The sequence below is a fragment of the Desulfosoma sp. genome (assembly GCA_037481875.1).
Taxonomy (GTDB): Bacteria; Desulfobacterota; Syntrophobacteria; order Syntrophobacterales; family DSM-9756; genus Desulfosoma.
On sequence record JBBFKY010000001.1, the window covers coordinates 321,430 to 344,084 of the forward strand.

24 protein-coding genes, 1 tRNA gene and 1 other RNA gene are annotated in these 22,655 nt (G+C 54.0%); 9 read left to right on the plus strand and 17 right to left on the minus strand.

Going from position 1 to position 22,655, the window contains the following annotated elements:
• The first annotated feature begins 60 nt into the window (after positions 1–60).
• The gene (locus tag WHS46_01410) at positions 61–2,784 is read left to right on the plus strand and encodes a bifunctional acetate--CoA ligase family protein/GNAT family N-acetyltransferase (protein MEJ5347334.1); all 2,724 of its coding nucleotides are present in this window, start codon (positions 61–63) and stop codon (positions 2,782–2,784) included.
• A gap of 540 nt (positions 2,785–3,324) precedes the next feature.
• Positions 3,325–4,617 carry a CBS domain-containing protein gene (locus tag WHS46_01415; protein ID MEJ5347335.1) on the plus strand — a complete coding sequence of 431 codons (1,293 nt, stop codon included), beginning with the start codon at positions 3,325–3,327 and terminating at the stop codon, positions 4,615–4,617.
• Between the two features lie 316 nt (positions 4,618–4,933).
• Here the strand turns inward: WHS46_01415 and WHS46_01420 are convergent, their stop codons facing one another.
• Positions 4,934–5,389 (minus strand): bifunctional nuclease family protein, encoded by a 456-nt coding sequence (locus WHS46_01420; GenBank protein MEJ5347336.1) that lies wholly within the window; start codon positions 5,387–5,389, stop codon positions 4,934–4,936.
• A gap of 307 nt (positions 5,390–5,696) precedes the next feature.
• Here WHS46_01420 and WHS46_01425 point away from each other — a divergent pair, with 307 nt between their 5' ends.
• Both WHS46_01425 and WHS46_01430 read left to right on the plus strand, forming a co-directional pair.
• Positions 5,697–6,077 (plus strand): NifB/NifX family molybdenum-iron cluster-binding protein, encoded by a 381-nt coding sequence (locus tag WHS46_01425; protein MEJ5347337.1) that lies wholly within the window; start codon positions 5,697–5,699, stop codon positions 6,075–6,077.
• Positions 6,078–6,098: 21 nt separating this feature from the next.
• Positions 6,099–6,350: a zinc ribbon domain-containing protein gene (locus WHS46_01430; protein MEJ5347338.1), complete on the plus strand. Its 252-nt coding sequence runs from the start codon at positions 6,099–6,101 to the stop codon at positions 6,348–6,350.
• A 34-nt stretch (positions 6,351–6,384) separates the two neighbouring features.
• Here WHS46_01430 and cysS read toward each other — a convergent pair whose 3' ends face one another.
• From cysS to WHS46_01485, 11 genes are all read right to left on the minus strand, one after another.
• Positions 6,385–7,869: a cysteine--tRNA ligase gene (cysS, locus tag WHS46_01435; protein MEJ5347339.1), complete on the minus strand. Its 1,485-nt coding sequence runs from the start codon at positions 7,867–7,869 to the stop codon at positions 6,385–6,387.
• Positions 7,866–8,366 (minus strand): 2-C-methyl-D-erythritol 2,4-cyclodiphosphate synthase, encoded by a 501-nt coding sequence (ispF, locus tag WHS46_01440; protein MEJ5347340.1) that lies wholly within the window; start codon positions 8,364–8,366, stop codon positions 7,866–7,868. Before ispF ends, cysS begins: the two co-directional genes overlap by 4 nt.
• Positions 8,357–9,106: a 2-C-methyl-D-erythritol 4-phosphate cytidylyltransferase gene (gene ispD / locus WHS46_01445; GenBank protein ID MEJ5347341.1), complete on the minus strand. Its 750-nt coding sequence runs from the start codon at positions 9,104–9,106 to the stop codon at positions 8,357–8,359. Before ispD ends, ispF begins: the two co-directional genes overlap by 10 nt.
• A 63-nt stretch (positions 9,107–9,169) precedes the next feature.
• Positions 9,170–9,538: RNase P RNA component class A (rnpB, locus tag WHS46_01450), an RNA gene on the minus strand.
• 470 nt (positions 9,539–10,008) lie between these two features.
• Complete coding sequence (locus WHS46_01455; GenBank protein MEJ5347342.1) at positions 10,009–10,407, minus strand: cobalamin-dependent protein; 399 nt, start codon at positions 10,405–10,407, stop codon at positions 10,009–10,011.
• A 100-nt stretch (positions 10,408–10,507) separates the two neighbouring features.
• Positions 10,508–10,720: a dodecin family protein gene (locus tag WHS46_01460; protein MEJ5347343.1), complete on the minus strand. Its 213-nt coding sequence runs from the start codon at positions 10,718–10,720 to the stop codon at positions 10,508–10,510.
• Between the two features lie 144 nt (positions 10,721–10,864).
• Positions 10,865–11,884 carry a Holliday junction branch migration DNA helicase RuvB gene (gene ruvB, locus WHS46_01465; GenBank protein MEJ5347344.1) on the minus strand — a complete coding sequence of 340 codons (1,020 nt, stop codon included), beginning with the start codon at positions 11,882–11,884 and terminating at the stop codon, positions 10,865–10,867.
• 16 nt (positions 11,885–11,900) lie between these two features.
• Positions 11,901–12,509: a Holliday junction branch migration protein RuvA gene (ruvA, locus tag WHS46_01470; GenBank protein ID MEJ5347345.1), complete on the minus strand. Its 609-nt coding sequence runs from the start codon at positions 12,507–12,509 to the stop codon at positions 11,901–11,903.
• Positions 12,506–13,006: a crossover junction endodeoxyribonuclease RuvC gene (gene ruvC / locus WHS46_01475; protein ID MEJ5347346.1), complete on the minus strand. Its 501-nt coding sequence runs from the start codon at positions 13,004–13,006 to the stop codon at positions 12,506–12,508. The genes ruvA and ruvC overlap by 4 nt, the downstream gene beginning before the upstream one ends.
• 18 nt (positions 13,007–13,024) lie before the next feature.
• Positions 13,025–13,774 (minus strand): YebC/PmpR family DNA-binding transcriptional regulator, encoded by a 750-nt coding sequence (locus WHS46_01480; protein MEJ5347347.1) that lies wholly within the window; start codon positions 13,772–13,774, stop codon positions 13,025–13,027.
• A gap of 15 nt (positions 13,775–13,789) precedes the next feature.
• A complete protein-coding gene (locus WHS46_01485; protein MEJ5347348.1) occupies positions 13,790–14,389 on the minus strand; it encodes an RlmE family RNA methyltransferase in 600 nt (199 codons plus the stop codon).
• Between the two features lie 320 nt (positions 14,390–14,709).
• On the opposite strand from WHS46_01485, the gene WHS46_01490 reads away from it, so the two are divergent.
• Entirely contained in the window at positions 14,710–15,513 is an 804-nt protein-coding gene (locus tag WHS46_01490; protein ID MEJ5347349.1) for an inositol monophosphatase family protein, read from the plus strand.
• Positions 15,514–15,668: 155 nt separating this feature from the next.
• Positions 15,669–15,857 (plus strand): hypothetical protein, encoded by a 189-nt coding sequence (locus WHS46_01495; GenBank protein ID MEJ5347350.1) that lies wholly within the window; start codon positions 15,669–15,671, stop codon positions 15,855–15,857.
• 90 nt (positions 15,858–15,947) lie between these two features.
• Here the strand turns inward: WHS46_01495 and WHS46_01500 are convergent, their stop codons facing one another.
• Positions 15,948–16,484 (minus strand): bacterioferritin, encoded by a 537-nt coding sequence (locus WHS46_01500; protein ID MEJ5347351.1) that lies wholly within the window; start codon positions 16,482–16,484, stop codon positions 15,948–15,950.
• 167 nt (positions 16,485–16,651) lie between these two features.
• Positions 16,652–17,005, minus strand: a complete 354-nt coding sequence (locus WHS46_01505; GenBank protein ID MEJ5347352.1) for a hypothetical protein — start codon at positions 17,003–17,005, stop codon at positions 16,652–16,654.
• Between the two features lie 149 nt (positions 17,006–17,154).
• On the opposite strand from WHS46_01505, the gene WHS46_01510 reads away from it, so the two are divergent.
• Positions 17,155–17,541: a VOC family protein gene (locus WHS46_01510; protein ID MEJ5347353.1), complete on the plus strand. Its 387-nt coding sequence runs from the start codon at positions 17,155–17,157 to the stop codon at positions 17,539–17,541.
• Positions 17,542–17,848: 307 nt separating this feature from the next.
• Positions 17,849–20,599: an aconitate hydratase AcnA gene (gene acnA / locus WHS46_01515; GenBank protein ID MEJ5347354.1), complete on the plus strand. Its 2,751-nt coding sequence runs from the start codon at positions 17,849–17,851 to the stop codon at positions 20,597–20,599.
• 29 nt (positions 20,600–20,628) lie between these two features.
• Here the strand turns inward: acnA and WHS46_01520 are convergent, their stop codons facing one another.
• Together WHS46_01520 and WHS46_01525 are read right to left on the minus strand one after the other, a co-directional pair.
• On the minus strand, positions 20,629–20,979 hold the full coding sequence (locus tag WHS46_01520) for a sulfite exporter TauE/SafE family protein (GenBank protein ID MEJ5347355.1): 351 nt from the start codon (positions 20,977–20,979) through the stop codon (positions 20,629–20,631).
• 134 nt (positions 20,980–21,113) lie between these two features.
• Positions 21,114–21,202, minus strand: a tRNA-Leu gene (locus tag WHS46_01525).
• 136 nt (positions 21,203–21,338) lie between these two features.
• Between WHS46_01525 and WHS46_01530 the strand changes: the two genes are divergently transcribed.
• Positions 21,339–21,569: a hypothetical protein gene (locus tag WHS46_01530; protein MEJ5347356.1), complete on the plus strand. Its 231-nt coding sequence runs from the start codon at positions 21,339–21,341 to the stop codon at positions 21,567–21,569.
• 63 nt (positions 21,570–21,632) lie between these two features.
• Here WHS46_01530 and WHS46_01535 read toward each other — a convergent pair whose 3' ends face one another.
• Complete coding sequence (locus WHS46_01535) at positions 21,633–22,553, minus strand: M28 family peptidase (protein MEJ5347357.1); 921 nt, start codon at positions 22,551–22,553, stop codon at positions 21,633–21,635.
• Positions 22,554–22,655 lie beyond the last annotated feature (102 nt).

Here is a 22,655-nt window from a genome sequence, read left to right on the forward strand (position 1 = left end):
GAACGGATAACGAATCATTCATCCGGTATCGCAACATCGACCACAAACGGGAGTGTCTCCATGGGACTGTTCAATCTCGACCGAATGTTCAATCCGAAGTCCATCGCTGTCATCGGTGCCAGTGAAAGGCCGGAAAGCGTAGGGGCTGCCGTCATGAGAAACCTCGTGGAAGGCGGTTTTCCAGGCCCCATTTATCCCATCAACCCTCGACATTCCGCCGTTTGGGGACTGAAAGCCTATGCGCGTGTGGAAGAATCCCCAGCTCCTGTGGACCTGGTCGTGGTGGCCACGCCCATTGAGACCGTTCCAGGAATTATTAGGAGCTGCGGCGCCAAAGGTGTTGCCGGTGCGGTGATTCTTTCGGCGGGTGGCCGGGAGGTGGGGGAAAAGGGGCGACGGTTGGAGGAGGAGATTGCACGCGAGGCCGCCGCGAACAAGGTTCGCCTCATCGGTCCCAACTGTCTTGGGTTTATTTGCCCCGGAGCGAAACTCAACGCCAGCTTTGCCGCCCATATGCCCAAACCCGGCCGGTTGGCCTTTATCTCTCAAAGCGGCGCTCTGTGCACGGCCATTTTGGATCTTTCCCTGCAAGAAGGTATCGGCTTCAGCCATTTTGTCAGTATCGGCTCCATGGTGGATGTGGATTTTGCCGACCTCATCGATTACTTGGGCAACGAATTTCGTGTGACCAGCATTCTTCTTTATGTGGAAAGCATTGCCAATCTGCGGAAGTTCATGAGCGCCGCACGGGCGGTTTCCCGCGTCAAGCCCATTGTCGTGCTGAAATCGGGAAAAAGCCCAGCCGGAGCTCGGGCCGCCTCCTCCCATACCGGAGCCATGGCCGGAGAAGATGCCTTGTATGATGCGGCTTTTCGTCGAGCGGGTGTGCTTCGAGTGAACTCCATCGGCGAACTCTTCGATTGTGCCGAACTCCTGGCGAAACAACCTCGACCTGAAGGGCCTCGGTTGGCCGTCATCACCAATGCCGGCGGTCCCGGCGTTATGGCGGCGGATGCTCTGTCGGAATACGGCCTGGAGCCGGCACCTTTGAGCGATGAGACCTTGGCGGCTTTGAATGCCGTGCTGCCGCCGTTTTGGAGTCGCAATAACCCCGTGGACATTCTCGGGGACGCCTCTCCGGAAAGATATGCCAAAACCCTTCAGATCTGCGTGGAATCCAGGGATATCGATGGGGTTCTTGTGATTCTTACACCCCAGGCTATGACGGATCCCACAGGAGTAGCCCGTCAGGTGGCCGCTATGGCTTCCAAACGGTCATGTCCCATCCTTGCTTCATGGATGGGAGGTGTTCATGTGGAGGAAGGACGCCGGATTCTCAATCAAGCCGGCATTCCTACGTACGCGACTCCGGAACAGGCCATCGGCGCTTTCATGGAGTTGTACCAGTATGCCGTGAATCAAAAGATGCTCAAAGAAATTCCCAAGAGGTTTCGGGAAGATCTCACCTTTGATGAGGAAAGAGCCAAAAGAATTCTCCAAAAAGGTCTTACCAGATCTCACGGCGTCCTCACCGAAGTGGAATCCAAGGATCTCCTGGAAGCCTACGGCATTCCCACAACGGTCACCCGCCTTGCTGAAAACGAAGATCAAGCGGCGCTTCTAGCCCGTGACATGGGATTTCCTGTGGTGCTCAAGATCTGTTCGCCGGACATTCTGCACAAAACGGAAGCAGGAGGCATTCATCTGGATCTGCAAAACGAGGAGCAAGTGCGTACCGCCTACCGAAGCATTTTGGAAAAAGCCAGGGCCTATAAGCCGGACGCAGACATTCATGGGGTATCGGTGCAACCCATGGTGCGCAGCGTCCAGGGATCGACGGGCGTCGAACTTATCTTAGGGGCCAAAAAAGATAATCACTTCGGTCCCGTGATCCTTTTCGGCATGGGCGGTATCTTGGCTGAATTGCTCAAAGACCGTTCCTTGGGGCTTCCTCCGCTGAATCGAGCTTTGGCTCATCGGCTCATGGAAGACACCAAAGTTTACAAGGTGCTTCGAGGGTACCGGAATCTGCCCCCGGCCAACATGGCGGCTTTGGAGGAGCTCCTCATTCGGCTCAGTCAGTTGGTGACGGATTTTCCCGAAATTGTCGAGCTGGATATGAACCCCGTCATTTTGCAGCAAGGAAGGCCTTGGGCGGTGGATGCTCGAGTTATCGTGCAGCCCAGCTCGGTGGCGTCTCCCATGCATCTTATCATCAGCCCGTACCCGGCGCGTTATGAAAAACATGCCGTCACTTCGGCAGGTCTGCCCGTTTTTATTCGGCCCATCAAGCCAGAAGATGCGCCGCTTCTGGTGGATCTCTTTCATGTTCTTTCTCCCACAAGTATTTACTTTCGCTTCTTCAGCCCCCTCAAAGAACTCACCGAAGACATGCTGGCTCGATTTACCCAAATCGATTACGATCGTGAAATTGCGTTGGTAGCCGTGGAATCTCCTGGAACGGATCAGGAAAAACTGCTTGGTGTGGCTCGAGTCATCAGTGATCCCGACGGCAAAAAAGCCGAATTTGCCGTGTTGGTGGGGGATCCTTGGCAAGGGAAAGGCATCGGGGCCTTACTTTTGGAAAATTGCCTGCATATCGCCAAGGAACGGGGGATCGAAACCGTATGGGGCACCGTGCTCAGAGAAAATACGCAGATGCTGGCTTTGGGCCGAAAACTGGGGTTTGCGATCTGTCGTGTTCCTGAAAGCACCGATTGTGAATTGACCATCGATTTGCGCGCTGTCACTTTTGATGAAAACGGGCGAATTCAGCCCTTTTAGGAGCTTGTCCGACAACTTGAAATGAGCCATTCGAGCCCAAGACACAGGGGCAAGGCGCGGCGTGCCCCTACACCCGAAAATCGCTGTTGTCCTGGAAGCGCCGGCGTCTCACCAGGACACATGGCGGCCTGGAGTTCCGCCGCCCTGAAGAAAAGGTCCAATTGCAGGCTTGTAGGGGTGAGGCGCCACCTCGCCGCTCCCTTCCCATGCTATTAAAGGCTTTTGTATTGTGAGTTCTCGGCCAGGCTCCTGAAAGGAGACTGTTCGAGAACGGGTTTTTCCTTGGAAGCGCCGGCGTTTCGTCCGCACACATGGCAGAGCAAAGGTTCTCGTTTCCAGGGAAAAGCCTCCCGTTTCAGGCTTGTAGGGGCGAAGCGCCACCTCGCCGCTCCCTTCCGATGCCGTTCAAGACTCTAATATTGTGAGTTCTCGCCCAGGCTCCTGGAAGGGGTTGTGAAAACTTTCAAGTTTTGGTTGAGGCGTGCCGATATTCTTCGATGAAACCCTGAGACCTCGAAACACTTGCTGGATGCCCTAAAGATGGAGATCATCACGACGCACAAGAACGTGGATTTCGATGCGCTGGCCTCCGTGGTGGCCGCCAAAATTCTGTATCCCGAAGCCCATATCGTTCTTCCTCGAAGCATCAACGCCAATGTAAAGGCTTTTCTTTCCATTCATAAGGATCTCTTTCCTTTCATGAGTCCTTTGGGGGTGCCTCATGAGCGGGTGTCCCGCCTCATTGTGGTGGACGCCAACCGCTGGGAACGTTTGGATAGTATGGAGCCGCTCATGGATCGCTCGGATCTCGAAGTGCACCTTTGGGACCACCATCCCGATATCGGGGATATTCTGCCTGCTTACGGCAAGCAGAACCTAGTGGGATCCGCTGCCACCTTGTTGGTGCAAGAACTGGAGCGGCGTCGTGCAGCCCTTGACCCCATTCAGGCGACCCTCTTTTTGGCAGGCATTTACGAAGATACCGGTCATCTCAGCTTTCCGTGCACCAAGGCCGACGACGCACGAGCGGCCGCTTTTCTTCTGGAAGTGCAGGCGGACCTCAACGTGATTCAAACAGCTCTAAGACCTGGGTATGGCCCTCAGCATAAGGAAATTCTGAGCCATCTTTTGGAAACCGCCCAGCGCATCAGCATGAACGGGCATGTGGTGTGTTTCGCCAAGGCTGAGCTGAACGGCCATGTTTCCGGCCTGGGGTCCGTGGTGACCATGCTTCGGGATGTTTTGAGCGCTGATGCCGCTTTTGGCATCTTCTGGGATGGACGACGTAAACAAAGCATTGTCATTGCCAGAAGCGGACCCGACAGTCTGGACGTGTCCGTGTTGATGAAACCCCTGGGCGGAGGAGGTCGGCCGGAAGCGGCCTCCGCTTTGGTCAAAGGCACACGTCCAGAAGGCATCGAAAATTGGCTACGGGAACTCATGGCTCAAAATGGGCATGCCTCCATTCCTATCTTTGACCTGATGTCCTTTCCGGTCTTTACCGTCGGCCCTGACGAAACGGTGGAATCGGTTCACGCGCAACTTAAGGAACGAGGACACACAGGAGCTCCGGTTACAGATGGTGAACAATTGGTGGGGGTGATTTCTGTGCGCGACCTCATCAAGCTGGAACGCCCGACCCAGCGATCGGCTCCCGTCAAGGCCTTCATGAAAAGAGATGTGATCACCATTGACCCGCATGCGACCATTCCTACAGCCTTGAGGCTCATGGTCAAGCATGACATCGGGCGCTTACCGGTGGTGGAAAATGGAAAATTGATTGGGATTGTGACACGCTCGGACTTGATGCTCTACTATTACAATTTGATTTAGGAGGCTGCCCACGTCGCTTCGACGCGCACTGCCGACCTTTTGTGCCCAAAAAGCTTGATTGATAACCCTACGGAAGCCGAATCGGCTCAAGGCCCGGCACGTCGTGGGCGCTAAATCCGTGGAAACAGAGCTGACAGAGAGGAAAGGCAGCCTCTTTCCTGAGAGGACGTTTCTCTGGCCCCCAAGTTCTGCGAGCTTACGACCCCGTGCTTACGAAAACCCCGTTTCAGTTTTCTAAGGGCGAGATGCCTCGCCCGCCTTATGAAATGGCATTGAATGTCACGGTCAGTGTGCATGCTCGGAAAAGTCTCTTGAATCAGAACTTTACCGTCTTGATGATGGATTCGTATTCTTTCACTTCTTCCGGAGTCAGTTCCCGACGCAAAAGCCTTTTATTGACGAGGATCGGGCATTTTTCGTGTAAAGCAAGGGCGACGGCATCACTCGGGCGACTGTCAAAGACCACCTGTTCGTCACCGATGCGTGCAATGATTCGGGCGTAATAGGTATTTTCCTTCATGGTATAAATTTCCACACGTTCAAAGCGCACGCCGGCCCGTTGCAAAATGGTGAGATAGGTGTCATGGGTCAAGGGGCGTTTGGGTTCCACGAACCCCTTTTCCTTGGCGATGGCCGTGATTTCACTATCACCGACGAACATGAGAAAATACTGGGAAGCGTCCTCGGATTCCTTCAAAATAACCATGTTGCCTTGCTGGCGGTCCGTTTTGATAAACACCTCGTTGGCCACGATGAAGTCCTGATTTTCCATGGATTCACCTCCGAACGTGTGCGATGCCGATGGCGGCGATACCATTGATTCATGTCATTATAGGAAGATGCGAACCCAATTGGAAAGAGGAAACGCACGATCCCCTCATGAAGGCTTCTGAACCCCTTTAGCCGGCCTTGAACCCCGCGTTCTTATCCTAAAAAAGATTCCAAACGGCATTATGAAAACCTTCGGTCCTCAAGTTGACAACCAGGTTGAACGGTCCTATAAAAACAACGTTTCAAAATTCCCGATCCGCAGAGAGGTGGGTGAATTTTCCATCGGTGATTCATGGAGGAAAAAGAGCATGAAGATTTGTTTCCCGGCGGCGAATTTAAGCGGTCTAGACAGCGAAGTGTTTGGGCATTTCGGATCGGCTCCGGGTTTTGTCATCGTGGATACGGAGTCTGGTGAGGTGGAAGAGGTTTCCAACGGGGATTTGCATCATGCCCATGGCATGTGCCAGCCTCTCAAAGCCTTGGGGGGGCGTTCCGTGGACGGCATTGTGGTCGGAGGCATCGGCATGGGGGCTCTGATGAAGTTGCAGGCCCAAGGCATTCAAGTTTACAGGGCCATGGAAGGATCGGTTAAGGATAACCTAGATATGTGGCGGCAGGGAAAGCTTCCGCTCTTTTCCGCCGATTGGACGTGTGCTGGGCATCATCACGGGGGTGGATGCGCTCACTGAAAGGGAACGTAAAGGTGCCTTATGCCCATTTATGAATACGTATGCAGCGAATGCGGTCGGGTTTCGGAGCACCTGGTTTTTGCAAAGGAAGAAACAGTGGCATGCCCTGAATGTGGCAGCGGCGAACTTAAAAGACTTCTTTCTGTTTCTTCCACGGCTTCCGGCGTAAAAGAAGGCCATCGGCTTCCCGGTTCCCGCGATACGGGATGCTGCGGAAGCAGTCCTGGGACTCAAGGATGTGTTCCAGGCTCTTGTTGTGGAAAAGCTCCTTAGCCAGGCCAAAAGATCGGCAGCGTTTCCCTGAGCGCTATCGAATACGCCAACGGGTTCCTTCGGGGGTGTCTTCCAATTGCACCCCCATTTCCGCTAAACGATCACGTAGACGATCGGCTTCCTGGAAGTTTTTCTGCTTTCTTGCCGCGTTGCGTTGGGCGATAAGGGCTTCCACGTCGGCTTCAGAAACACCTTTCTGAGCGATCTTGCGCTTTTTGATTTCGTCGAAAAAAACTTCCGGGGCTCGTTCCAAAAGTCCCAGAATGGATCCGTGATTTTGAAGACATGAGCCGGCTGCGAGGGCAAGAGCGGCGGCCGGGCCTTTGAGGGTTTTTCGGCCGAAAGTGTCCATGAAGCGCTGTGTGGATCTTTGCAATTCAAAGAGCAAAGCGAGGGCTTGAGCGGTATTGAAATCGTTGTCCATGGCTTCGCGAAAAGCCTCGGGAAAATCGGTGATTTTGTGAAAGAGTTCTTTGTCTTGATCCATGAGAGCCTTTTCGCTGAACCCTTTGGCATCCAGGTCTTTGGGTGTTCGTGTGTGGATTTCTTCCAGGGTGGCATAAACGCGTTCCAGAGCCCGTTCAGCTTCCCCAAGAGCTTCGTCGGAAAAATCCACCGGGTTTCGGTAATGCTTGGAGAGAACGAAAAGCCTCAAGGCTTCCGGATGAACCACCTTGAGAATATCTCGAATGGTAAAAAAGTTACCCAGGGACTTGGACATCTTCTCGTTGTTGATATTCACAAAGCCGTTATGAAGCCAGTAGCGGACAAAAGGCACGCCGAACGCCGCTTCGCTTTGAGCGATTTCATTTTCATGATGGGGGAAAATAAGGTCCTTTCCTCCCCCATGCATGTCAAAGGTTGGCCCTAAGTATCGACTGCCCATGGCGGAACATTCAATGTGCCAGCCGGGTCGCCCGGGTCCCCAAGGACTGTCCCAGGCCGGTTCCCCTGGCTTGCTTCCTTTCCAGAGCACGAAATCCAACGGATTACGCTTGTTGGCATCTACCTCCACGCGCGCTCCGGCCATCATGTCATCCAGACTGCGTCCTGAGAGTTTTCCATATTCGGGGAATTTTTCTACGGCAAAATAGACATCGGTGCCCGCCTTATAGGCGATGCCTTTTTCTTCGAGGCGGCGAATGATGTCGATCATTTGAGGAATATTGTCTGTGGCCAAAGGTTCCAGGTCCGGGCGCAGAACATCCAGAGCATCCATATCCTCGTAGAAAGCCTGAATGTAACGGTCCGCAATGGTGCGGTAGTCGGTGCCTTCTTCCTGAGCCCTCTTAATGATTTTATCGTCGATGTCGGTAAAGTTACGTACATAGATAACGCGGTACCCTAGGTGCTTCAAGTAACGGTAAATCACATCAAAGACGATCGCCGAACGGGCATGGCCCACGTGGCACAGGTCATAGACCGTAACGCCGCAGACATAGAGCTTAACGGTGCCGGATTCCAGAGGAATAAAGGGTTCTTTTTTCTTCGTCAGGGTGTTGTAAACAACCAGGCTCATGAGGCGGCTCCTTGTCTTTGATGAAGAAGGGCGACCGCACAGGCGGCAATACCTTCAACGCGGCCGACAAAACCCAATCCTTCCGTTGTGGTGGCTTTGATACTTACTGACTGAACATCCACATCCAGCGCTTGGGCCACGGTCCGACGCATTTGGGCGACATAGGGTGCCAATCGAGGCTGCTGCGCCAAGACGGTGATATCCACATTGACAATGTCGTATCCAGCTTCATGCACCAGGCGGCACACCCTTTCCAACAGAAAGAGGCTGGAGACGTCCTTGTACTGAGGATTGGAATCGGGGAAATGGGTGCCGATGTCCCCCAAAGCGGCCGCCCCTAACAAAGCGTCACACAAGGCGTGGCATAAAACGTCCGCGTCCGAATGGCCGAGAAGACCCCGGTCATAGGGAATAGGCACGCCACCCAAGACAAGGGATCTTCCAGTGGCAAAAGCATGGACATCCCAGCCCATGCCCACTCGTAGGTTCATACCCATGGGTTTTCCTTAACGTCGTTTCCGAAGGTCGCAGCTTTTTCCGATTGCTCCAGAAACCATGAGGCCCAGAGCAGATCGTCCGGAGTCGTGATCTTGATGTTGGATTTTTCTCCGTCCACAATGGCCACACGAACCCCCAAGCGTTCCACAAGGGAGGCATCGTCGGTGGCGTCCCATCCATGGAGGGTTGCCTGCCGAAAGGCCTCTTCCAAAAGATCTCGGCGAAACACCTGAGGTGTTTGGACCAGCCAGACTCGGTCTCGAGGCACGGTGGATTGCACCCATCCATCTTCGGCCATTTTGACGGTTTCCACGGCACGGCAGGCGCATACTGCGGCACCGTATCGGCGCGCGGCTTCGTAGGTCCGACGAAAAAGCTCTGAAGTTGCCATAGGCCGCACACCATCATGAATGATCACCCATCGGCATGTGGGCGGCAAGGCGTGAAGACCCGCCAGCACACTGTCCTGGCGACGGGCGCCGCCGGCGATCACCTGCACGAGAGGCTTGGAGGCATTTTGGGAAAACATGCCACGGACAACCCCCACAGACTTGGCAGGGACGACGACCATAATGCCGTCTATGAAAGGCAAGGTGCACAGCCGCTCCAGGGTCCAGGCGAGAATCGGCTTACCGTGCAGGGGATGAAATTGCTTGGGATGGGCAAGCCCCATGCGGACACCGGAACCTGCAGCCGGCACCACGGCAAACGTTTCTTCCATAGGAAAAAGTCGAGTCACGGTTCTGACATCGTTCAGCCGGTGAAAAGGGTTTCTTGCCAATGGTGCGAATGGTTCAAAGGGATGTGAAGGAACCCATAAGCCGGGTTCTGTGCCTTTCCCAAAGAGAAAGGTCCCGATCATTCCTCTAGGCCCCATGTTGCCATGAGGCTCAAGCGGCCTACCCGGGAGCCTCGGGCGGGCAACCCTCAAACGCTCCTCTATTTGGCCTTGCTCCGGGTGGGGTTTACCGAGCTCCCGGTGTCACCACCGGGACTGGTGAGCTCTTACCTCACCGTTTCACCCTTACCCCGCCATGCCGGCGAGGCGGTTTGCTTTCTGTGGCACTTTCCTGCTCGTCACCGAGACTGGGTGTTACCCAGCACCCTGCCCTGCGGAGCCCGGACTTTCCTCCCGTTCCCAAAGGGAACCGGCGATCGGGTGGATTCCTTCACATCCCTTAAGAAAGTATCCAAAAAAGGTGTCTTGTGCAAGTTATGAGGAAGAAACTGGCCGGAGCACATGCAAAAACGTGGCGCTTTTTTTGGTCCGTTATGGTGAGCACTCTGCGCCGACTTTTGTTGCGGAAGGAGGCGCATAAGGGGGTGGAGTAAGTTCTAATCGTTTGCATCCTTATTTTGTGCCGGCAGACGCCATGATTGTCTTTTAGGGATCAGAAGTGTGGGAGTGAGTCTTCCCTTGTGAACATGCCACGCCTATAGGCACGACCACTGCCCGCATTTTGAGGAATTGGCATTCCCTCCCGTATCGGCGAGTCCTTCGGGTTCCGCCCAAAGAAGCCATCCATCATTCGACAAAAGGCTTTTCTGACGATAAGGTGACATGATGTTTTCCTGAAAATGCGGGCTTCTGTGCGGCCTGTCATACGGATGAAACGCCCGCGTTGCCGGGAAGAGGTCGGTTCATTCAATAGGCCGAATGTGGCTTCGTGCCCACTCAATAAGCTGCTGATGGGTGGTTCCCTTTGGAAAAAATTCTGCCACACCCAGGTTTTTCAGCTCGGGTACGAGAGCGTCGTCGAAAAAGCCTCCCGCCGTCACGCCGATGTTGTGCACGCCGTGAGCCTTGAGTTGTTCCAGCACGGAAGAGAACTGTTCCAGCCGGGCTCCCGGAAGCGTCGTAATGCCGATGTGGTCGACGGATTCCTGGAGGGCTGCGTTCACAATGGCTTGGGGATCTTCGGATTCGGTGTAGATGACTTCAAAGCCCGCCTCACTGAAGGCGGCGGCAAGGCGCATGAGCGCCTCTTCGTAACCTCGGCCGAATTTGGCCATGAGGATTCTCACCTTCCGTTGGCCCATGGATTTTCCTCCAAACGTGCTTCATCGAAAAGAGTCACGCGGTGAAAGAACGGCGGCGGTTCAGTCCCTTTCACCTTGCATCGAGAACATGGTTTTCGAATCAGCTGCCTTGGTACTTGAAGGAGATGGCCACACGGGCTCGATAAGCCACCACCTTGCCTTCCTCAAGCTTCATATCCAATTTGGTGATTTCCGCGATACGCAGATCGCGCAACGTTTTCGACGCCGTTTCCACAGCGTTCTTGGCGGCGTCTTCCCAGGAAACCGTACTCGTTCCCACCAATTCAATGATCTTGTAGACACTTTCAGCCATGGGAACCTCCTTCGCGACCCGGCCTTTACAGGCCGACCTAAAAAGAACAGACGGGAACCGCCGCCCCATAAAACCTCTGCCTTGCTGCTTCTTAGATTCTGACAAGTCTTATACACGCTTTTCAGGGCTGACAACAGGTCTTTGTTACAGGAACGAAAGTTGCCGGGACGGGCGATAGGGTAACCCCAGATGTTCAAAGGCTAAACGGGTTGCCACGCGGCCGCGCGGTGTTTTTTTGAGAAAGCCTTCTTGAATGAGGTACGGCTCGTAGACCTCCTCCAAGGTTTCTTTCTCTTCGGACACAGCCGCTGCCAAAGTCTCGATACCGACCGGTCCTCCGTCATACTTTTCGATGATGGTTGATAGAATCCGGCGGTCCATGCGGTCAAAGCCCCGTTCATCCACGTCAAGCATTTGAAGCGCCGTGTCCGCCACGTCTCGAGTGATGAATCCTTGAGCACGCACCTGCGCAAAATCTCGAACACGACGTAGCAGTCTGTTGGCGATGCGCGGTGTGCCTCGAGAACGGCGAGCGATTTCATGGGCCCCCTCGTCATCAATAGCCAGCCCCAAGAGGCGAGCGGCCCGCAACACAATCTCTTTCAAATCCTCCACACGGTAAAATTCAAGGCGTAAGACCACCCCGAACCGGTCGCGCAAAGGGGGTGAAAGCAATCCCGCCCGTGTGGTGGCTCCTACCAGCGTAAACGGAGGAAGATCCAGTTTGATGGTACGCGCCGAAGGTCCCTGACCGATGATGATATCCAACTGAAAATCTTCCATGGCAGGGTACAGGATCTCTTCCACGACATGGTTCAGACGATGAATCTCGTCAATGAAAAGGACCGATCTCGGTTCCAGATTTGTCAGGATGGCCGCCAAATCACCGGGCCGTTCAATGACGGGCCCTGATGTGGATCGAAAGGGCACGCCCAGTTCACGACTGATGATGCATGCCAAAGACGTTTTTCCCAGTCCCGGATGGCCGTGAAGCAGGACATGATCCAGGGGTTCATCGCGCTGCCGGGCTGCCTGAATGAAAATGCTTAACTTTTCCTTGAGCTCCCTCTGACCGAGATATTCATCCAAGGTTCGGGGCCTCAGGCTGGCCTCCAAGCGTAGTTCATCTTCTCGCGGCCTGGGTTCCAACAATCGGTCCGTCATGAGTGTTGTTCCTTAGTTAGGCCAGAAGTCGCAGAGCTTCCCGCAGAAGCTGTTCCAGTGTTGGTTTGTCGAAAGCGGCCAGGGAGCGCCGAGCCTTTTGCAGGGCTCTGCCGGCTTCCGCCGGACGGTAGCCCAAATTGAGCAAAGCCGAGTAGGCATCGGCATAGCCGTCATCCTCTTCCAACGGCTGCGGCAATGCCGCGGGGGAAGGTTCCGGTTGAGGGAGACGCAGACGGTCTTTGAGTTCGAGAAGAATCCGTTCCGCGGTCTTTTTGCCGATGCCCGGAATCTTTTGCAATCGCTGCCGGTCTTGAAACAGCACCGCCTGGCGCAATTCATCGGGCTGAATGCCCGAGAGAATGCTCAAAGCCATCTTGGGTCCGACCCCGTTGACGGCGATCAGATGCAGGAACATGTCCTTTTCAGCGGATGTGCCGAAGCCGTAAAGTTGCAGGGTATCTTCACGCATATGCGTGTGCACATAAAAGCTTGCTAGGCACCCTACTTCAGGAAGGTCATAGAAGGTGCTCAACGGCACATGAACGTAGTAACCCACCCCGTGGACATCCACAATGACATGGTCCGGAGCTTTATGTCGAAGTCGGCCTTCCAGATGGGCGATCATGACCGATGAGCCGTAGGGTGACGGGTGACTAAAGACCGTGCATGGATATGGCAGATGGCGGCGGCCAAAGCATCGGCGGCATGAGGATCGCTGAGATCGCGTAAGCCCAAAAGGATCCGGGTCATGTGAGCCACCTGAATTTTTTCGGCTTTGCCGTAACCCACCACGGCCTGCTTGATTTCTAATGCGCTGTACTCAAAGACCTGAAGGCCGCCATGAATGCCCGCCGCTATGGCGGCCCCTCGAGCGTGGCCCAAAATGAGAGCGCTTCGTGCGTTGCGAGCCACAAACACTTCTTCGACAGCCATCTCTTTGGGGCCTGTTTCTTCAATAATACGGCGAATTTCCTTAAAAATGGATCCCAAACGCACAGGCAGAGGCATAGAGGCCGGCAGAGGCAGAGACCCGTAATGAACGGGAATCAGGCGATTTCCGTCTTCTTCCACCACGCCGTAGCCCGTGTGTCGGGATCCTGGGTCAATGCCCAAAACGCGCATGCTCCATCCTTTTCGGTTTCAAGCGACCGCATTGAGAATTTCGTCGGGGATATCGAAGTTGGCGTAGGCGTTTTGCACATCGTCGTTGTCTTCCAGAGCATCCATGAGCTTCAGAAGTTGCTGTGCGGTTTTTTCATCTTCCACACGAATGGTGCTCTGGGGCACCATGGTCACCTGGGCCATCTCGTAGACCATGGATCTTTGATCGAAAGCGGCCTTCACTTTTTCCAGATCCGCCGGTGTGGTGATCACTTCGAATTGGTCCCCCTGATCCCGCACATCTTCGGCCCCCGCTTCCAGGGCCACTTCCATAAGGGTGTCTTCCTCCACCTTGTCCTTATTGAAAACGATCAGTCCATGTTTTTCGAACATCCAGGCCACACAACCGGCTTCACCAAGGCTTCCGCCGTTTTTGCTGAAAATGTGACGGATTTCACTGGCGGCTCGATTCCGATTGTCCGTTGTCACTTCCACCAGAATGGCGACGCCTCCGGGACCATACCCTTCGTAGATGGCTTCTTCATAGGCGGTCCCTTCCAGTTCGCCGGTTCCCTTTTTGATGGCTCTTTCAATGTTTTCCTTCGGCATGTTCTCGGCCTTGGCCGCCGCAATGGCCGCCCGCAACCGAGGGTTGGCTTCCGGGTCGCCGCCTCCTAATCGAGCGGCCACCGTTAATTCCTTAATGAGTTTGGTGAAGATTTTGCCGCGTTTGGCGTCCTGAGCGGCCTTCTTGTGCTTGATGGTGCTCCATTTGGAATGTCCGGACATGACTAAGTCCTCCGTTCAACCGTTTGTCCCCTTGAACTCCATGGCAAGAATATAGATTTCACGACTCTGTTTCCGTGAGGCATCCGGCTTGACCACTTTGACCCGCCGAAAAAGCCTCTTGGCTTTCAAAAGCAAAAGATGAAATTCTTCCCCTTGAAAAATCTTGGCAAGGAAATGTCCCCCAGGGCGCAAGGACTTGCAGGCAAGATGCAAGGCCCTTTCAAAGAGCAGCTCCGATCGAGCCGCATCCGCGGATTTGATGCCGGAAGTCTTGGGTGCCATATCACTCAACACCACATCGAAAGGGCTGTATCGATGAAGCACGTCGTTGATGGCGGCTTCATCAAAAATGTCCTGCTGCAAGGTCACGACATGGTCGGGAAAAGGGTGGGAGATGGGTTGAAGATCGATGCCCACCACCAAGCCTTTTGGTCCCACAAGGCGACTGGTGAGCTGCATCCAAGAACCCGGCGCCGCGCCCAGGTCCAAGACGCGATCCCCGGCACGTACCAGACGATGCTTCGCTTGAATCTCCTGCAACTTGTAGACGGCACGCGCAAGGTACTGCTCTTTCTTGGCTCGATGAAAGTAATGATCCTGATAAGGATGACTCATGCCTTCAAAAAAACCTCTAATTATTCCTTTTTTCAAGTGAATGTGTTCATAGCACATCCGCCGATGGGTTGCAAACGACTCCGGCGAATCACGCCGCAGCTTCTCCATTATGGGGAAGACGCCCGCGCTCCCAGATAAAACTCCCGATTGCAGACGTAAGGCTACGACACGCCATGCCCCCGAGCTCTTCCAGACAGAGACAAAATAGCAACCGAGGATTTGTGAATCTTTGACAAGGAATCGTTAACCTTTTATGGTCCATGGGACAAGGATTAGAAAAAAGGATAGAAATGGGAAGACTGTCAGAAGGGAGGAGCGATATGAGTCATGAGGGCGCCGGCATGGAGGAACTTCGCGAATTCGCTCTGGAAGTTATTCGGCAGGCAGGCCTGGAGGCGCTTCGCTTTTACGGTAAGGGCCGAAGGGATATAAAATTCGACGAAGACTTGGTTACGGAAGCGGAACTGCATCTTGTTGGTTTTTTTCATGACAAACTACGCACGCGTTTTCCTGAACATGAGCTTTTTGGTGATGCCCCGCCCCGCAAGGACTACGTGCATGGTCATAAAGGGTACCTCTGGGTCTATGACGCTCTGGACGGTGTAGCCAATTTCCAAGCCGGTATTCCCCTTTGGGGCACTTCCCTGGCCCTGTTTGAAAATTTCTGGCCCATTCTCGGGATATTTCACTTGCCTGTCACAGGTGAATGCTTTTACGCAGAACCTGACCGGGGTGCGTATCTCAACGACATGCCCATCAGCATCGCTCCAACGGGTGAAGTCAACAACGAGAGTCTCCTTTTTACCTATTCGCGCATGCATGAACATTTCCGGTCGAATTTTCCGGGAAAGATTCGAAACCTGGGATGCACGGCGGCTCACATCAGCTATGTGGCCATGGGACGTGCCGAAGGGGCTCTGCTGCGCAGCGTCTCATACCAAGATCTTGCGGCGGCTCAAATCATTCTGCAGGCTGCAGGGGGCAACCTTCAGTTTCTGGACGGAAGACCGCTCCATCTCAATGAATATTTCGAAGCCAGGCGTGTGGATGGTCCTCTTCTGGCGGCACCGGACGGAGCTCACGCGATGATTCGAGGCTATCTACAGGATCTGCAAAGTTCATGAACATAGTCAAGCGCCAGGCCGAGCGCATCTGGTTCCGGCCGGGTGTGAGATGAGAAAAAAAACCTTTAGGTTTTTTTGTGTCCTGTCGATTTCCTTGAAGGACCCATAAAAGAGGTCCGAACGATGTGCCACTTCATCGAGACGGGACGTGACGCGTGATGAACACCTGCCTGGATTGCGCTTGGTATAGGCTGTGCGAACCTGAAGATATCCATTGTGCGTGCTCCAATTTTGCCCGCCCGGAAGATGTGCAGTGGGGAATGGGACATATTCTTTATCAGGATTGGTGCCGCTACAAGGAGACGGCTGCCCAGGAGGAAAAAAATCGAAAAGAGCAAGACTGAGGGCATGGATGGGGGCGGACCGACGTGTCCGCCCCTTGAACCCTCGGGTTCCATCATCCCTGTCCTATGGGCTAAGGACATGCGCGGGAGTTAAGCTTCAGTGCCGGTTCCCACGGCAAACCCTCGAGGTGGCAGACCCGTTTCCGACGGAGTTCCTGCAATCTTCGCAAGGAAGGTGTCGCCCAATTTTTTGATGTGGCCGTCCACATTGTCAAAATAGTTGTAGTGAATCTGTTCCTCTTTGATGATGTCTTCAAAAAGTTTCATACTGATGGCATCGCCGTTTTCCTGGCATATCAGCCGGAATTGATTGTAGGCGTCAATGGTGTCGTCTTCCAGATTGGCGTCAAACGGAAAAATCTCTCGCACATCTTGGCCTTTGATCACCTGGCCGTCATGGCCTGTTACGGGTTCTCCTCCCAGTTCCTTGACACGTTCGGCGAACATTTCAGCATGGCGCATTTCATCGATGGCAATGAGTTTCATTTTTGCAGCGAGCTCACCGTAGTCCATGTTGTCCAGGTTGTAATGCTGGTTCATGTACTGATGAATAGCCAAAAGTTCCATAGAACGGGCCTTGTTGAGGACTTCAATCACTTTCTCTCGACGTTTTTCCTTGCTCTCCATCACGACCTCCTCCAATTTTTTGCTTCAGGGCCATGTCTCACATTGGTGTATTGCGAACCTTTCGTATAGTAAAATTGTCGCTCCCGTGCGGCAAGTCTGCAGCGGTCGAAATGACGGTCATTTTCGTATTGTTCTTAGGTGTCATTCCGTATAAAGACTGTGGCACGTCAAAGAGCGCATTCCTGATGACCTACTTCACAATACATCTGTAAAAGGGCAATACCTACGGCGTGTTTCTTGGCTCGGCGAGAACCCCACAGAGGCCACCGGTGCATGGAAATCAAGGTTTGCACAAGGTGCTCGTGAAAATAATGGGCTCTTTCATACTCGCTGAAGCAGCGTCCGGTCAATGGATCCCGAACCGGGTACCATACCGGAACCCAGCCTTCGATGTTTTCATCAAAAGCGTTCCAGACCATGTGGGGGTTAACGGAGAGAGGGACCGTGTCCCAGGCGATGTCGGGCATGGTGACAGATCCATCCAAGAAATCCTGCAGCAGGGGATCAGGTTTTCGGCCCATGGGTTCGTCTCCAAGGCATGCCGTTGTTTTGGGTTGTTTAAGGTTTAAATTAAACCGAAACGAGACCGAAAAGAAGAGGTGAAGTTGGTTTTTCGTCAACCCTTTTGAGATAGGAATCTCGGCGAATCGAAATAGGGAGGGATCGAGGCATGGGACACATGGTATCCCCGGGAGAACAACTGGTGCTTGCCATTTATGTGAGGAATTTGGAAACCTCGTTGAAGTTTTTCTTGGATTTTGGTTTTCAGTTGAGCCGCCGGGACGGCCCTTTTGTGGAACTACGTTGGGAGGATTCTCTGTTGTTTCTGGTTGAGCGGCCTGATGTGACCGAGCCGCCGACTCCTGTGGGAAACCTCCGGGTGATGGTGCCCGATGTGGATGCGTATTACCATAAGGCTCAGGCCCTAGGGTATACCGTGGTGATGCCGCCGGGCGATCGGTATTATCAGCTGAGGGATTTTGTTATTGAGGGTCCGGACGGAATCCATTTGCGATTTGCCGGCCCGGTGCGGCAGAAGAACGATCTATCAGCGTGAAAAGAAACTGTCTTCAGAATACGGATCACGCTCCAACGCACAGGCGGATCGTGAGGACACGGTCCCTTGGAAGCTGAAAATCTGTCGGACACAGAGGACGATCCATGACTTTTTTCGGTGTGTGAGCTTCAGGTCCGCTTCTTCGGAGGGTGGCCCCGTCGCTCTTGGGAACAAAGCCGGTTTCAGGTTTGTCAGGAGAAGGCGGCGCCTCGCCCCTGCCTTGAAAGGGCAATCGACGCAATGATCGTTGGACTTTCTTAGACAGGCTTCCAGGAACCCACAATTGCAGAAAGGATGGTTTGTGTTCATGAACGCGGCAAACTGGACGAAAACGATCAATGTCTTAGGCCGAACTTTTCAAGTTGTGGATCTCGACGTCCTGGCGCGACATTTCGGCGTGGATCTGCAGGGACTTCCTTTCTCTATTCGAATCCTACTGGAAAACGTGGCGAGGAAACTGGACCAGATGACCGTCAAGGATTCTGACCTGGAAAATGTGGCCCGATGGGGTTCTTCACCAAATGGTTCCGCGGAAGTGGCTTTTTATCCGGCAAGGGTGCTCATGCAGGATTTTACCGGTGTCCCGGCCGTCGTGGATCTGGCGGCCATGCGGGATGCCATGAAGGCTTTGGGTGGTGATCCTCGCGTTATCAATCCCTTGGTCCCTGTGGACTTGGTGATCGATCATTCAATACAGGTGGATGCTTACGGCACTGAAAGAGCCCTCCAGATCAACACGGCCAAGGAGTATGAACGAAACCGAGAACGTTACGAACTCTTGAAGTGGGCTCAAAAAACCTTTGACACTCTAAAGGTGGTCCCGCCTCGATCCGGAATCTGTCACCAGGTGAACCTGGAATACCTCTCTCAAGTGATCATCGCCGACTCCTCTACTTCCCGCCACATACCATGGGCTTATCCGGACACTGTGGTGGGAACGGATTCTCACACCACCATGATCAACGGGATCGGTGTCCTGGGCTGGGGCGTTGGAGGCATCGAGGCGGAAGCGGTCATGCTGGGACAACCTTACTGGATGACCCTTCCGGAAGTCATCGGCGTGCGACTCGTGGGGCGTCTTCGTCCTGGAGTGACAGCGACCGACCTGGTGCTTCACGTCACAGAACGGCTTCGTGGCTACAACGTTGTGGAAAAATTTGTGGAATTTTTTGGTCCGGGGCTTGGGCATCTTTCGTTACCGGATCGAGCCACAGTGGCCAACATGGCTCCTGAATATGGTGCCACGGTGGGATTTTTCCCGGTCGATGCTGTTACTGTGGCATACCTTCGGTCCACCGGCAGAGAAACCCAAGCGACCCTGGTGGAAATCGGGGCTCGAGCGCTCCACCTTTTTGCGGACTCTGATCGTGATCCCCGCTATACAGACGTTCTCGAGTTGGACATGGCGACAGTGGAGCCATCCCTTGCCGGCCCGGCTAGGCCTCAAGACCGCATTCCTCTCTGCCGCATGAAAGAAAAATTTGCGGATGTCCTGGGCTGTCGCTACGATGCCACCGTACCTAAGACGCAGAAGTCCGTTTTCATGCAAGAATCCGGATGTCGAACGGAAAAATTGAAAGCCTGTGTGCCACTAGGGCAACGTTTTTTCCCTGTGGACATTCACGGTCGGCTTTCTCACATCGGAGATGGCAGTGTGGTCATCGCGGCGATCACGTCCTGCACCAATACATCGAATCCAACGGTCATGATGGGAGCGGGACTGCTGGCTCGAAACGCCGTGCGTCGAGGTCTGACCGTTCCACCTCATGTGAAAACATCCCTTGCACCGGGAAGCACCGTTGTTATGGATTACCTGGCCGATGCCGGTCTTTTGCCCTTTTTGGAAGCCCTTGGGTTTCACTGTGTGGGTTTCGGCTGCACTACCTGTATCGGAAACAGCGGGCCACTGCCTCCAGCCGTGGAAAAGGTCATCGAGGAACATGGGCTTAACGTGGCTGCAGTGCTTTCAGGGAACAGAAACTTTGAGGCCCGCGTTCACCCGCGTGTTCGTTCCAATTACCTGGCATCCCCCATCCTTGTGGTGGCCTACGCCTTGGCAGGGCGCATCGATGTGGATATGGCGCGTGAACCGCTCGCTCTGGACCCCAACGGAGATCCGGTTTATCTGGAAGAATTATGGCCCACGAGCGAAGAGGTGGCCCGGTGGATAGAAAGGTCGGTCAAGAAGAAGTTTTTTCAAAAGGCCTATGCGAACGTTTATGAGGGGGATTCCCTCTGGAAAGACCTCGAGGTTGCGGAAGGGACCACCTTCGTCTGGAAGCCCGAATCCACCTACATACGAAAGCCGCCCTATTTTGAAGCCATGCCTCCGGAACCCGAGCCGCTTCGTGACATTGAAGGGGCTCGGGTTTTGCTGCTTTTGGGCCGATCGGTCACCACGGATCACATTTCTCCGGCAGGATCCATTCCAAAAGATTACCCTGCAGGCCGCTACCTCATGGAGCATGGAGTGAATCCATCGGATTTCAACTCCTACGGAGCACGCCGCGGCAATCATGAAGTCATGATTCGTGGCACCTTCGGCAATATTCGACTGCGTAACCGGTTGGTTGATGACCGAGAAGGATCTTGGACACGCAAGTTCCCCGAAGATCGCCTCATGTTCGTTTACGATGCGGCTATGGCCTATGCCAAAGAAGGCACACCTCTCCTTGTGCTGGCCGGAGAAGAATACGGCACCGGTTCTTCTCGGGACTGGGCCGCCAAGGGGACGGCGCTTCTAGGCGTTCGTGCTGTCATCGCCCAATCCTTTGAAAGGATTCATCGCAGTAATCTTGTCGGTATGGGAGTTTTGCCGCTGGTTTTTGAGAAGGGAGAAAGCTGGGAATCCTTAGGACTCGATGGCACGGAGGTTTTTCATGTGAAAGGGGTGAGCGGCCTGGCACCTCGAAAACGCCTTGAAGTGACGGCAGTAAAACCTGATGGCACCATCGTGAACTTCGCTGTGACCGCACGGTTGGAAACAGAGATTGAAGTGGAATACTTCCGTCACGGAGGCATTTTGCCTTACGTGTTACGCAAACGACTCCAGGGGTGAACCTTCTGCCTCCATGTCGGCTTCGGTCCCTATTTCTTGAAGAACAGGTAGGCGGCAAGGCCGACGAGAACGACGGCAAAGATCTTCTTGAAATGGGCCGTGGATACATGTTCCACCAGTCGGGCGCCGATCTGGGCGCCCAGAATACCCCCGATTCCCAGCAAAAGACCGGCTCGGTAATCCACATTGGCCAATTTATTGTGGGCCACGAGGGCCGAAATGGAAATCACCAAAATGGCCATGAAGGATGTTCCCACGGCTCGTTGGGCGGAATAGCCCAAATAGAGGAGCAGGGGAACCATGAGAAAGCCGCCTCCGAGTCCCGTGAAGGCGGCGCCGATTCCCACCAAAATACCGCTGGCCATCAAGATCCACCACATTCCTGTCACGTGGGCGCTCCCAGAATCTGCTCTTGTTCCAACGGATGGAGAAAAGCTTAAGTCAGTGAAAGAGGCGACCTTTTTATGACCCTTGCTCATTTCGTGTCGAACATATTGAAAAAGCCCCTTCCATGTGGTGCCTGGGGCGGGAATCGAACCCGCACGGGCACAAAGTCCCAAGGGATTTTAAGTCCCTTGTGTCTGCCTATTCCACCACCCAGGCACGCTATGAACGGTAGCACAGCCTGCCGCCCACTGGCAAGGGCAATGGATATGACTATGCCGTTCGGCCCCTTGTTGGCCGGCCCCAAGGGTGCGGCTCGAATAGGCAAGGCTTTTGAGCATGAGGGAGTTCAAGCGTGGTTTTCTGGGAGGACGGACCGATGTGGCCGCCATCAAAAGAAATCGGCTATTCGGCCGTTCCTGGTGTGGCAACTCATTGGGTCGGTTTTGACAATGTTCCCAGTGAGGTCTGCCAGAGTTTGGATGAGCAGTACGACGATGGTGTTTGGAATACGGGGAGTATTTGCGGTTCGGGTAATTATGGAGGCAACCCTAATACCACTTACGATCTCTATTTTAAAATGTAAAAAGCTTGTGAGAAAGGGCAGGTTTTGGCCCTGCCCTTTTTCCCATGTCTACCAGCCCATTTCTCAGAAAGTGGAATCGCACAAAAAACCCACCAAGCTGCGAACCAATTGGGCCATAAAGCCAAAGTCCAGAGTTTCCATGGTGTCATGGATGGTGTGGTAGTAGGGATTACGATAGAAAGCGGAATCGGTGACCATGACGGCTGGGTAGCCGGCGTCCCAAAAAGGCGCGTGATCGCTTAAGCGCACGGACGGAATGAGCCAGCCGTTGAAAGGCACCGTCAGAGTGATGACAGGAAGGTCTGGGTTTTTCTTAAACGATTGTTCCATGGCACGGATCAGACTGCGTGAGCCGAAATTGCCCACAATGCCGATAAAATCCCCCGTAGATGGATAATTCCTGAAACCCAGCGGAAAAGGATAACTCTGGCAACCCGGTTTTCGGCAGGTGTAGCCCACCATTTCCAGGCAGATCATGCCGTCGATACGTTCCCTGGCCTTTTTGGCATTTTTAGCCCGCATACGGCTTCCCATAAACCGTGTTCCATACGCCGGGGGTTCTTCCAAGGCAAAGGCTACGAACTGGACACTCGCCTGAGCTGTATCGAAACAACGAAGAGCCTGCACCAGCCGGGCGGTTTCCAAAAGAACAGCGACGGCGCTGGCGTTGTCATCGGCGCCGACGGTTCTTGCTAGAGAGTCGTAATGGGCTCCCACAAGGTAGCGACGTCGAGGCTTTTCAGGGCCGGTTTCGGCCAGAATGTTGGCCACGGTGGTGTTTTCGTAAGGGTAAGGTTCTTCGCGGACATGAAGCCCCTGTGCCCGCAATGTGTCGGCGATATAACTCGCAGCTTGAGCGTGATTCTTGGGGGTCAAAACACTGCGCTCCCCAATTTCCACGGTAAGGACATGAAGATGGTCTCGCAAAGCCTTTTCCACCTCGACCATGTTCAGGGAGGGATCGACCAGGAGTGGACCAGCCATGGCAGCCCCCGTCGTGTGACCCAAAAAAAACATGACAAAGCTTAGGCAATAACGTGCTTGTCCTGCGCCCAGGCCTTGACCGATTCTTTTTCTCAAAAGCTT